The following is an 11,858-nucleotide window of genomic DNA, read 5'->3' on the forward strand; positions in this document are numbered from 1 at the left end:
TTCCCTCAAATCCGAAATTTTTTACTTAATAAAAAGCCCCGAAATTTCATGCAGGGCTTAGGTTTGGTGGGTATTTTTTACTCACTCTTTGGTGGTTGGTGCGGATTCATTTCTGAGCTTGGTTCTGCATCAGTTCCAGCTTCAGCTTCAGGCTTTTTCTTAAGGCTAATACTATTGCCTTTAGAAACTCTGTTTTGAGAGCCTTTTCTGCTAAGCGGTGAACCGCCTTCGCGAGCTGCTTTGTTTGCCTTATGCTTTTTAAGTAGTCTCTTAGCGCCTCGCTCCAAGTTTTCAATCTTACGAGCCCCTTGCTCTCCAGCTTTATCTACGCCCAATATTGAGGCCCCAACAGCTGCCACAGCTTTATCAGAGAACGAACTAGCAATAGCAAAACCACTGGTTCTTAGAAGGCGTGTAATCATATTTGCAAGCTCAGGAATCTTACTGAACGAAGACATAATCAACTTGTAGTACACATACATCGTCATAGCCATCAGTAACAACGCAACGAACATAACGTTCGCACCTGATGCATGAGTTAACATTTGCTCATTGAGCCCAGCTGTCATATAAAGAGCCAGCTTAAGGGTTACTGAAGTCATAATGAACGCCATCACAAGACCCGTGAACATTGCAAAAGGTCTAATTAGTATGTGTAGACACATTTTGAAAATCGCATACTCACCGATCTCTTCATGACCATCTTCGATACGAGGCTTAAACAGTACCGGAATCAACAACGAACCAGCAACCAAAGCAATCGCAACAAAAATGACGAACTCAGTGTTTAGTATCAACATGTAGAAGACGGGAATAAATGGCAACACAAGAGCAAAGATCGCCCCAACAACCATCATACCAATTGAAATGGCAAATAGAGTTGGCCTGATAGCACTAAATAAAACCCCAACCTTGTCAACGTAACTACTACCTATTTTTAACCCGGAACTATTCGATGTAGATATTCCCCCGTAAGCCCCGCTTGTGTTTTGAAACAAACTTAGAGTTAAACTTGAAGCCAGCGTAAACTGCATTGTAGTAGCCCCAGCTTGGAACACTTGTGTACCAATGTCTCTCATCAAAGACACTGGGTTTCTTTGCATATTTCGACATTCGCTTGCCATCTCAAGATTAAACGTCTCCAATTCATAACCAATGCAACGCAAAATGTATTGCTCAACAATAGCCTGTTCGTTCCAGCCTTTTGCGACAGCTTCTGTGAGATATCTTGAGCCTTCCATAGCTGAAAGCGTATATCCGAAGCCCACAGCCGTTTGAACGCTCATGATTGCATCATCGATCACACTGTTGATCTTATGACCAATTTTCGAAACGATGTCATTAGACTTGTTAAGTGGGCTTTTTGCATTCAGCACTTGCGATAAATCATTCTCAAAGCCTACCGCTGAATAAGCCTTTTTAACGCTCTCGTTATACGAGTTAGGAATAGATTTAATCTTACTTACAAGCACTTCGCCGATTGGCAGAGCATTACGAATTGGTAAGTAATAGTTGTCCAAGGGGAATGATTGAATATCCGGTTTAATCTCACTAACCAGCGTTGAACCCACCACTTTCCCGTCAGTGTACATCGCAAGCTTGATGTAGTTCGCAGCTGCATTAATCAAGCCTTGCTGAATCATGTTCTTGATTAAGCTATCTTGGGTATCAGATGACTTGTATCGACCAGCGTCAAAGAATGCCTCGTATATAGGCGTAATCATTTCTCTGTGGAAGTCAATGAGATCTTGAATATCAGTGATAATTTCTTCCTCAATTCCCTTCTGAGTCTCTTCAGCGGTCTTCAGGACTTCATCATCAAAGTACACTCTAGGTATCCCCACTGAAAACCCATCCCTATCAGAATCAAGATTGGTTACACAAGCAAGAGAGGTTTCACCGATGTTTGCCCCATCTTTCATCAGTCTAACCGCCGATTTCCCTTTCCTAAATTTGCTACGTGGGTCCCCAGCCAAGCAGTTATAAGATCTAATTTTCTCCGCAATCCTCATACTCATCAAAAATGATTCTGCTCTGTCATCTGACATTGAAGGGTTTCTGTAACGAGACATCAACTCTCTAAAAAAACGAGCTCTCAACAGATCTACTTTGGTGACTTCAAGCTCATTATCAGTAGTTAATTCATCCTTGCCCAATTGCTCAGCTGCGTACCTCTGAAAGACTTCAACTGCATTCGAGTAATCAACATCCACTTCATCAACAACATCAGTTAATTGCTTGTCTTGATTAACTCTCTCTTTCCCGCAAAGTTTTGGATTTAAGTCCCTACTTGTTGCTTTTGAAGAAGCAACACCCGATCCATACGCAATGATAAGGTTGTCAGAATCGTCAAAAACCTCCATAGGGCTAACACGATCATCCTGATCCATAGACCAATCTATATTAGTAAAACTCGGAGAAGTATTCCTTGTCATGTAATCCTGACCGTTGTTCAACAGCAAAGCATTAGCATTGAGCTGAGAGATGCATACCGCAATCTCAACCTCTTGTGTAGTCATCATCGTTGCTTCATCTGTTGCGTCATATTCGAAAGTAACTTCATCACCAAGCAAATTCGGCGATGTGTTCACTTGGAACATCCATGCAATTGATGTGATCACCATCTGAGACAAGCCAATGCCCATGAACGAAACGCCCATGATTAGCCACTGAAAGCCGTAGAACCCATTTATCTGAGCTATAAGTATCGAACCAACTAAAAAGCCTAAAATAGTCTCAGGCACTCTCACTCGACCATGTCTGTTCGGGTTCGTGCCGATTTTCATAACATGACCAATTGCTGCGAAGGCCGCATAGATAATCAGGGCTGCTGAAATGTACACGGCCATTTGACGAAGATAATAAGAGACTATCTGAAGCTTACGCTCCTCCCTTGTTATCTTTTCGTTCTTTCCGTATAGGCGGGACACCATCTCTTTTGAGTAATCAAGGCCAAAGGTATCTAGTGCACGAAGAGTCAGGTCAGGAAAAATTTGATAAAGAAGTTTGATGTTATTGTTTTGTGGACAGATCGTTGATGAAATGACGACCTTTCCTTCGCCGTCATAGCCACAAGAGTCTACTGAAACCTTGTTGGTTTCAGCGTGCGCATGAAAAGCGGTAAAAAGCACTAGAAGTGACAGTGTGCCTTTTTTGATTACGTTTACGAATTTATACAGCATTCTCCGTTTCGTTGTTTTTGTGAGCACTGTAGAATCTCGATAACTCAGTGATTTGAATGTTAAGTGTGTAAATATCTCCATCAACTTCAGCGCCGGACTCGAAGAACTCGATGATCTGGCGATAAGTCATTTTGTTTTCATACCTCAGCCTCAAAAGGAGCGGTTTTAAAAACATAAGCAACTCAGCTTTAGTGTGCTTTTTATTTATATTGATAACCTTTTTAGATAATTCATCATGAAACTTAGTAAGTTTCTCTGAATCAACCATCTCTTTTGTTATTTCTTTTTTCATATAATTTTATTTATACTTTACAATATTTGTGTGAATTAATTAAATTTTTATTTTTTATTTAAAATAAAAAACCGCCATACGGCGGTTATCAGAAAGTTATATTCTAATGTCTTAGAGATTCTTTGAGAGTAGTTAGTAAATCCTTGTGGTTAAGTTTAGCTAACTTGTAGAATATTTCTGATGATTGCTTAACGGTTTCTCTGCTAGCATTGTTCATACTAGTTGTACAATTAATACATTCATCCACTTGTTCAGAGAAATAATCAATACTTTCATCTAAATATTTTATTATTTTAGCCTTAAGTAAGTTTTCTTTTAGTTTGTAAATGGCTAAAATTATTTTCAAGTATTCATCTTGATTGCTTGACAAATATAAACTCTCTATGATTTTACTTATCAACTTGTCAAAATCAAAATCATGATAAAAATCAAAGTCTATATATGATTTTATACATAGATTAAAATCTGATTGGCTAATTATTTCATCATAATTAGTTGATTTAATTAATGAGTCAAACAATTCTTGTGGTGTTTTTTTTATAGATATATTTTCAACTTCATCAATGTTGATTACAATATCTGATAAAGAATCTTCATCTACATCATCGCTATCGCTACTTTCAAAATCGAAGTCATCAAAGTCTTCAAATTCACTATCAAATTTATCGCTAACTGAGCCTAGCTCTTCAACTAAAGTTAACTCCTCTTCTGTGCTATCTGTCTTCTTAAACATGGTTATTATTTTTATTTACTTATTTTTTTACTTCTAGGTTTTTTAACATTCTTCTGAACGTAAGTTCTGAAGTTTTGTTCGCTAAAATCTAATGTCAAAGTTAACGCTCCAAGTTTCAATCCTTCTTTAAACACTTTTGCCACCTGAGGGACCGTATATCCTCGTTTCAAAACTAAGTCTTCTATGATTTCATGATACTCACCAATCTTCTCTTGGGTTCTCTCAGCCTTTGTCTTTGCGTCAAACGCACCTTCTTTCGCGAGTTTTTTGTACTCGGCAACGTACGTTTCTGCCGAAATCTGTGTATTAGTTACTGGCTGACTTTTTTCTAGGTTCTCATGCGCGGCTCTTTCCTCAGCTTTAGTAAGTTCCTCATCCCAATTATCCGTTTGATATTCGGGCTCGACTTCATCTCTCATTCTAATATCTAAGTGGTTCATATACAAATTTTTATATTTAATTTTTTCTATATCTATAAGTTAGTTTTTTATTTTTCTCATATCAAATCTAATTTCATTTCTATTCAAGTTCAATTAAAACTTCTGAAAAACTTATTCGGTGGTTCTACACAACAATTCGCAAGCTCCGTCCAATCCCATTCAACCGACAAAAGCATTAAATTTGCAAAAGGGGCAAAAATATCCGAGATTATAATAGTAAGGCACGAACCGCATCCTTTACATAATTTTCTTAACGCCATCCGGCTAAAAATTTTGTAAGTCTGCTAGTGCTTTAAGGTCTCCACCTTAAAAATCCGGAATCTTATGCAAAATAAATTTCGCTAAGATTAAAAACAACAATTAATTTATGACTAAGAACAAACCAAAATCACGAGTGATTTCGTTTTATACTTACCCAGAAATTTCAGAAGATAGATTACGCCAGTACGGCGGTGATAGTGTTAACTCTTTAGCTAGAAGATTACTTATTAATGCGGAAGTTGATATAAAGGAAATAGATAAGTTTTCTGTTATCAAATATAAGTATCTATTAAATAAGTCTAAAGAGATAAATCAACTCACCAAAGCTTGTAATATAAAGATGAAATTTGATGGCAGATTAAACTCATCAGAAGTGAGAGATTTATTACTTTATCTTCGGAACTTCAAGCTTGATATAGAGGGTGAAATGAGCTTCTTTAAGTTCAAATTAAGCTCACTTACAAGTAACTCTATAAATGAATCAGATAACAAAAAAGAGCTCTTAGAAACAAGAAAGAGAATGGGTGAAAAAGAGCAACTAGATATGGGTGTACTCAGAACAAAATTGGTCTGTTTCAGACTACCTGAATCATCAGTTGATTCTCTTAGCGCTCAACTGGCTGGTCATGCTTCAGTCGGTCAGTTTGCACGAGATATTTTTGAAAACGATTGCCCGATTCGATACACATCAAACTCGTTTATGTGCAAAGAGGTTTTGTTGATTTCAAAGCTAATGAATAACTTAAATCAGCTTACCCAATTAACTGAAGATTTAAGACTTATAAAGGCGATTATCAACCTAGACGTCTACTACCAGTTGCTCAGCAATCTGCGTGATATCGAGTGGATTTACAAAGCCAATCTGTCATCACCCATCTTTAAATTAGTTAGTGCAGACAAAGAGTATGTCGATGATAGGTCGGAGCGTTACGAAGACTTTTTAAAACAAAAACAACAAAATAATCAGGTGAAATAAGATGGCAATAATAAGAATCAATAAAGCTGAAGAGGGGGCAGCTGAGTACCTCGTAAACGGCAAAGCTAGTATGGGGATGCATCGAGATGAATACGATAGAAGAGTCCATCTCGGGGGCGACAACAACACGCTTTTAGACGCAACCAACTTCATTAAAGAAAATAAAGGGTGGGAGTCTAGTTACAGGCACTTCACCTTGAGTTTTTCGGCTGACGAGCATAAAGATTTGCTCAGTATGCCGCTCGAAAAAAGGCAACAAAAAATGGCCCAAATGTGCCAACTGATGCTTCAAAAATACTTCCCTCACCGAGATCCGGCTGATCTCATTTATCAAGCTGAAGCTCATGAGCCGATTGGCAATCATAAAGCCTACTCGGTTAGGACAAAAAAAATGGAAGCAAGGTTATTACATATTCATTTGATTGTTTCAAATCTGGACCCAGTTACCCAAAACAAGCTTGAACAAATCTCATCAAATGAGGATGTTCTTAATGCTATTCAAAGTGATATTTGCACTACGTTTAATCTCCATGATCCAGCGTTTGTCGCCAACATTCAAGGCCCTAAAAAGGGCCTTTCTTTGGGAGATAAACTCGCTAAAGTTATTGTTCAAAATCGGGTTGAATCACCAAGTGAGTTGAAGTCAGCACTGATAGACAGCGGGTTGGTTGATGACATTTCGGTTCGTTTTAGCAAGAAGAACGGCGTGTACGCTGTAGCAGCTATCAACAAAAACCAAAGATACAAAAATGGCAAAGTTGTAAACCTAAGAGGTGAGAGATTCGACGAGCTATTAAAGCCAATCTACGATAAATATTATGACCTGTTTCAAAATGCACATAAAGACGATAGGAGCGCAATCAAGGCATCATTCTTTGATATCACGGAAAAAGAAAGCATCTACGACCCAGCTACTGAGAAGGCGCTAAGAGATAAATTAATTAAAAAATACAACAAAAAACACATACTTTCTCTAACTCAAATTGGTCGCTTTCAGATTGCATCTGACTATAAATTGCGAGAAGAGATTTATACAGATGCTAAATCTAAATTCATTGATGATGAGTCAGTAGTTTTTGATGAAAAAAGCGAAACTTACCGCCAGCAAAAAAGGCTATCTAGGCAACAGGATTTTGAAGAATTTCAGGAGTTTAAGCAGAGCTACAAGGGGTCAAGTAAATATGGTCAAACATTTGAAGAGCTCACAAGAAGCCAAAGAAATTTCTTCGCAGTCTACAGAACTAATATTAACCAATCTATCATTAAAGATACTAAGGTTTTTGATGATCGCTATGACCCGAGAACAAAGGTTATTCACTCCAAAGAGCTTGCTTTAACTATCCTAGATCATGCTGATGAAGACTGTTTAAGTATGCGCTCTTATCAGAAAGTTAATGACAAAGATTCAGCGATCAGATTGATGCTTGAAACTGCACAAGCTAAAGGTTGGGCTTTGGAGGATATCGATATATCTGGAACAGATGATTTCAAAGAAAACGTTGAGAGAGTCCGAGCCCAAATGGCGCAAGAGAAGGTTGAGAAAATTGCTTCAACATTAAATATTCAAGAGTCTTCTTTTTCAAGCTTAACGAATGAAAGCGATTGGCTTGTTGCTAGTAAAAGTTATGGAGTTTGTTCTGGAACATTTGGAACTGAAACTCGCGCTAGAGCTCGCATCAACAGAAGAAACAAGGGCAACATACACAACAAAGATATTCTGAAAAGGGTTAAGGAAAATCTGAACGAGGACAGAGTTAAGCGGCTTATTGTTTCTACGAAGCTCAATATCAACATCAACAACCTTCAATTCTCTAGAAATAGCAAAGACCATGTCGTTATTCAGGTCGAAGGGGAAAGCTCGAAAGCTTTAAACGTCGTTGATTTTTTATTGAAGAAACAAGGTATGTCTCTCGACAAAGTTGTGGATTTGAGCAAGCGAGAGCTCCAAAAATCAAAAGAGGTAACACCAGATGAACTCCGACAAATTCTCACCCCGCCGTTTGAAAAGGCTGAAAAATCTCAAAAGAATATTTATCTAGATGGGCTGCGAAAGCTTCACAAAGACAAGCCTGCGAAAGAGCGGGATCAAGCAATTATTTCTAAAATTCTGTACGACATAACAGTTAACGAGATAGTAAAACCTGTCGCACAAACTGGAAAAACAGACGAATCAAAAAAAAAATTCACGACAAATTTAAGCAAGCATTAATGCAAAGAGAGCGGTTTTTCAAACAATATAATCAGTTTGCAATACTCTTCACACACAGAGCAAATCGTGACGATGTAACGAATTATATCAAAGAAAAGTTTGGAAGCTTGTTTGAGTCTGATGCAGAAAAAGAGGCTGGCTTTGCATGGATAGAAGATCAATTTAGTTTAATGCTAATAAAGCAAGAGCAGGCGCAAAACGAAGGTGAATTGTCATATCAAGATGCTCAAATTGAGATGTTGGCTCACTTGGATAGCGTCCCTACCATTGATAATTTTATACAACAAGCAAAACAAGCTGCGGCCAAAGGCCACGTTAGACAAGTCGAGCTTGAACAAAGCGATACAGCATCTCCGTCAGCCGAGGCAAAAGAAGTGGTGGTTGCGGAAGAGTTAACTGAGTCGCCAATAACTGAAGAGGTTAAAAACAAGCCGCTACAAAAAACGCGATTAGAAATCGAGAGAGAGAGACAAAGGGAGTTGGGCCCGTTTTATGTCTCGCCAACTCTAGACTTAAAGCCGCATGGCTACTAATCTCGAATGATATTATGAGGCAGGCGAAATGAAATATGGTAGGCTTTTACCTTACCTTCATTTTTAGCCTGCGTGTAAGCTGCCTTGATTTTCTTCATTGCCTCAACCTTAGCGGCTTTCGCTTTTGTAACTTGGGTTTTCAATTCCATAGCCTAAGCCCTCGACTCGTGACTCTGTTGTTATAGCAAACTGTAACTATTCTGCCTAGATGTTGGCAAGTTTGCCGTAAAAACGCTTGAGCTTATTGCTTTCAGCTGCGCTGAAGAAACGACGGTGATTACCCGCGATTCTGAAGGATTTTTGGATTTTTTCGCCCCATATTAGAATAGATAAAATAACTATTCTTTCATGGAATGAGCCAAATCTCTAATTGTTCCCCCAATTCAACTTCCCCAATTTTATTTAGTCGTGTAGAGGTTCTCTCTAGTGATCGGTGAGATTTTGCCCGTGGAGTTGGGGTGAAGAATCCACTTTTACTGAGTGAAGAATCTGGGTGAACAATGATAAAACCGTACTTATGCTCGCTAGACTCTCCTGCCTCTGTCAAAATTCTCGCGTTGTACTTAACGCCAGAAACGGTCCTTAAAGTGATCGAAGAATGTTCTAAACCTTGAGCTTTTGCGTATTCACTTAAATCTGACAGCTTCACAGTGACATAAATCGTGTTATAACCTGAGTCTTCGATGCTTGCACTCTCTATGTACTTACTTAGCTTCGAAAGCACATCAAGCGCTTCTTGCTCTGCTTGAGATTTCGTCAACAACTCTTCTTTATGATCGCTATATCGAATAGTTACAACCTCGACTTCAATCCCCGCATCTGGCTTATATCGACGTGATTTGTAAGCTGTGTTCGACTTTAGCGAAACGCTACTAACAGGTGAATCGATGAAAATCGGAAAATTTTTATACGCTTTTTGCTCTCTATCGTGCTTTTCGAGTAAATCAAAATATTCTAGTTCTAGCTCCCTAAATTCTTCTTTTAACTCATTGTATTCTAATTCGCTTTTGGGCTTATAAGTGGCGCGAACATAAGGCGCGTAATGGCCGCCAGAACACTTTTCTTCGGCGTAGCGATGGATTGGCTTGTTCTCTTCAAGTAAGTGAGTTATTCGATTATTGATTCTGCCGATGAACGCTCTCACTAACTCGATGTTTTCTTCGTTATCATTGTCACTTGTTGTCATTGTTATACCATTTAGAATAAATTATTTATCTATTCTAATTTGATTCTTTTTCTATTAAGTGTCAAGGCTACTACTAGGGGGCACACGACGATTCGGTAAATATTGTACGTTAAGTGTCTAATGTAGGAGAGGAATAAAGTTTCATACTGGTTGTCTTGAGCATCCACAGATTGATCGGCCCCATTCAAACACCTTTCTGGACAAAAGCGAGTTACGCGAAATTTGGTAGATCGCTTATATCCGATTAGTAAAAGTATCTTGAAACCTTAAACGCTTGTTATATGTATTTAAATAACTCCGCCCTCAAATCTGAAGGCTCTACCTCCGACCCCAAAAATAACTTTATTTGCTCAATATAGTCTTTATTAGTCCCTACTACATATCGATGGCACTGATTATATGTAGCCATTGCTAAGTAAGTTGTAAAAAGCGGCCCTAGATCCATAGCGAGATTTTGTATTGGCGAAAAGGTGATCAACTGATTATTTGATAAAGGCATAATAAACTTAGACTTAAATGCGAACATCTCGGTCAAATCGTCAAAAAGTAGCGGGTTATCTCCCGTTAAAAAGTTGTTCCAACCTCCGTATTCTGGCGAAACATGATGGACTTTCCATGATTCGTAATCACTGTCATGCACCCTAAAATCAAACGTTAATAGAGGTAGCATAAAGCTACGAAAGTAATGTCTGAACCCAGAGTCATTTTCTAGTGCGCTTTTGATTTGATCACAATCGCCAATGTTGACACCATTCAGTGTAATTCTGTTTCCAAACCGTTTTAAGTCTAGAGTTTTAATGTACTGTTCTACAAAGGGATCTAACAAAGGCATTCGCCAAAATTGAAACGCTACAAATACCTTTAGTAGATAAATGCCTTCTTTAGATATTAGTTCATTCGCCGACAAGCCCTTGCGAACTAAATCGAAAAATTGCCCCAATGGTGCTTCAATTGTCCCGTAGAGCTTTTCTAGTGCATCCGTTCGTACACCTCGATGTGTGATTGTATTCCTATGCTTTTCGAATAATATTGTTCGAGGCGTTTGCTTATCTTTCTTGAATAAATTCAACTGCTTATCGAACACTTGAATACGACCAGACTCAGCAACAAAGCCTCGTAAATACAACTGTGGGACATAGTGATGATTAATTGAACTCAATACTTACCTCGTACATATAGCCCTGTTAAGGTGAGAGCAACGCAATACAAAGGCCACCGCATACCACCTTAAACTAAACGCAACGCATAGTAAAAATGCCACGCGTTGTGAATCCCTCTTGAGCAGTTTGTTAGGCATTTTTTCGAGCATCTTTAATAAAGATATGCACTGCCCCCGACTCTGTTTCCTTACGCAAAATGTCAAACAACTCAGTTGCCTCAACTAGTTGACTTAATGTAGTGAAACCATAGTTCTTTGAGCTGAAGTCTGGATACTGACGCTTTATTAAACTGCCACAATGCCCTAAAAACGACCAACCATCTTCATCTTGGTACTCACTAGCAGCACCTCGCAAGATATTGAGAAGTTTAGTGTCTTGGCGTAATTTCCTACGAATGGATTTACTGTCATTCTGGGATGATTTTTCATTCGTGCTATTGGTTGAAGGCTGCTCTTCTTTAGGGGCATATCTTTCTTTGAGCACCTCCGTATACATGAAATCATCACAAGCATTGCGAAATGCCACAGGCGTCATTTTTTTACCAACGCCAAAAACATATATCTCTGACTCCTTTAGCCTTGAAGCCAGTTTAGTAAAATCACTATCACTACTTACTAAAGCAAAGGCGTCATATTTGTTGGAGTAAAGGAGATCCATTGCATCAATAATCATTGCTGCATCAGACGAGTTTTTACCTTGAGTGTAGGAAAACTGTTGTACCGGATTTATCGCCAGCTCATTTAAAGGTTGCTTCCAATTTTTCAAGCACTCAGAACTCCAATCCCCATAAGCCTTTTTAACGAGTATGTGCCCATGTTTAGATAGCTCCTTTAATACTGCATCTAACACGGAGTATTGAGCATTTTCGGCATCGATTAAGACCGCA

At 38.6% G+C, this 11,858-nt stretch carries 11 protein-coding genes; 3 read left to right on the plus strand and 8 right to left on the minus strand.

The window, feature by feature from the left end; translation table 11 throughout:
- Positions 1-77 precede the first annotated feature (77 nt).
- The 4 genes from L9Q40_RS15275 to L9Q40_RS15290 all read right to left on the minus strand — a co-directional run bounded on the left by L9Q40_RS15275 (position 78) and on the right by L9Q40_RS15290 (position 4,626).
- Positions 78-3,182, minus strand: a complete 3,105-nt coding sequence (locus L9Q40_RS15275; RefSeq protein WP_498793804.1) for a hypothetical protein — start codon at positions 3,180-3,182, stop codon at positions 78-80.
- On the minus strand, positions 3,172-3,474 hold the full coding sequence (locus tag L9Q40_RS15280; protein WP_498793805.1) for a hypothetical protein: 303 nt from the start codon (positions 3,472-3,474) through the stop codon (positions 3,172-3,174). Before L9Q40_RS15280 ends, L9Q40_RS15275 begins: the two co-directional genes overlap by 11 nt.
- 103 nt (positions 3,475-3,577) lie before the next feature.
- Positions 3,578-4,207: a hypothetical protein gene (locus L9Q40_RS15285; RefSeq protein WP_498793806.1), complete on the minus strand. Its 630-nt coding sequence runs from the start codon at positions 4,205-4,207 to the stop codon at positions 3,578-3,580.
- Positions 4,208-4,218: 11 nt separating this feature from the next.
- A complete protein-coding gene (locus tag L9Q40_RS15290) occupies positions 4,219-4,626 on the minus strand; it encodes a hypothetical protein (protein ID WP_498793807.1) in 408 nt (135 codons plus the stop codon).
- A 388-nt stretch (positions 4,627-5,014) separates the two neighbouring features.
- On the opposite strand from L9Q40_RS15290, the gene L9Q40_RS15295 reads away from it, so the two are divergent.
- From L9Q40_RS15295 to L9Q40_RS15305, 3 genes are all read left to right on the plus strand, one after another.
- On the plus strand, positions 5,015-5,884 hold the full coding sequence (locus L9Q40_RS15295) for a hypothetical protein (RefSeq protein WP_498793808.1): 870 nt from the start codon (positions 5,015-5,017) through the stop codon (positions 5,882-5,884).
- A 1-nt stretch (position 5,885) separates the two neighbouring features.
- Positions 5,886-8,093, plus strand: a complete 2,208-nt coding sequence (locus L9Q40_RS15300; protein ID WP_498793809.1) for an LPD7 domain-containing protein — start codon at positions 5,886-5,888, stop codon at positions 8,091-8,093.
- A 107-nt stretch (positions 8,094-8,200) separates the two neighbouring features.
- On the plus strand, positions 8,201-8,626 hold the full coding sequence (locus tag L9Q40_RS15305; protein WP_498793811.1) for a hypothetical protein: 426 nt from the start codon (positions 8,201-8,203) through the stop codon (positions 8,624-8,626).
- On the opposite strand, the gene L9Q40_RS15310 is transcribed toward L9Q40_RS15305, so the two are convergent.
- From L9Q40_RS15310 to L9Q40_RS15325, 4 genes are all read right to left on the minus strand, one after another.
- The gene (locus L9Q40_RS15310) at positions 8,623-8,775 is read right to left on the minus strand and encodes a hypothetical protein (RefSeq protein WP_498793812.1); all 153 of its coding nucleotides are present in this window, start codon (positions 8,773-8,775) and stop codon (positions 8,623-8,625) included. The genes L9Q40_RS15305 and L9Q40_RS15310 overlap by 4 nt on opposite strands.
- Before the next feature lie 197 nt (positions 8,776-8,972).
- Entirely contained in the window at positions 8,973-9,812 is an 840-nt protein-coding gene (locus L9Q40_RS15315) for a hypothetical protein (RefSeq protein ID WP_498793813.1), read from the minus strand.
- A 277-nt stretch (positions 9,813-10,089) separates the two neighbouring features.
- Positions 10,090-10,971, minus strand: coding sequence for a DUF4238 domain-containing protein (locus tag L9Q40_RS15320; RefSeq protein ID WP_498793814.1), 882 nt, complete (start codon positions 10,969-10,971; stop codon positions 10,090-10,092).
- Between the two features lie 130 nt (positions 10,972-11,101).
- Positions 11,102-11,858, minus strand: a 757-nt coding sequence (locus L9Q40_RS15325) for an NYN domain-containing protein (RefSeq protein ID WP_498793815.1), incomplete at its 5' end; no start/stop codon positions are given.

Source organism: Allocatenococcus thiocycli (assembly GCF_921292965.1).
Classification (GTDB): Bacteria; Pseudomonadota; Gammaproteobacteria; order Enterobacterales; family Vibrionaceae; genus Vibrio; species Vibrio natriegens.

What these genes read in the sequence shown, in the direction of transcription:
- L9Q40_RS15280 (WP_498793805.1), bottom strand. Translation starts at nt 3,474, where the DNA reads ATGAAAAAAGAAATAACAAAAGAGATGGTTGATTCAGAGAAACTTACT.
- L9Q40_RS15310 (WP_498793812.1), bottom strand. Translation starts at nt 8,775, where the DNA reads ATGGAATTGAAAACCCAAGTTACAAAAGCGAAAGCCGCTAAGGTTGAG.
- L9Q40_RS15285 (WP_498793806.1), bottom strand. Translation starts at nt 4,207, where the DNA reads ATGTTTAAGAAGACAGATAGCACAGAAGAGGAGTTAACTTTAGTTGAA.
- L9Q40_RS15295 (WP_498793808.1), top strand. Translation starts at nt 5,015, where the DNA reads ATGACTAAGAACAAACCAAAATCACGAGTGATTTCGTTTTATACTTAC.
- L9Q40_RS15300 (WP_498793809.1), top strand. Translation starts at nt 5,886, where the DNA reads ATGGCAATAATAAGAATCAATAAAGCTGAAGAGGGGGCAGCTGAGTAC.
- L9Q40_RS15290 (WP_498793807.1), bottom strand. Translation starts at nt 4,626, where the DNA reads ATGAGAGATGAAGTCGAGCCCGAATATCAAACGGATAATTGGGATGAG.
- L9Q40_RS15275 (WP_498793804.1), bottom strand. Translation starts at nt 3,182, where the DNA reads ATGCTGTATAAATTCGTAAACGTAATCAAAAAAGGCACACTGTCACTT.
- L9Q40_RS15315 (WP_498793813.1), bottom strand. Translation starts at nt 9,812, where the DNA reads ATGACAACAAGTGACAATGATAACGAAGAAAACATCGAGTTAGTGAGA.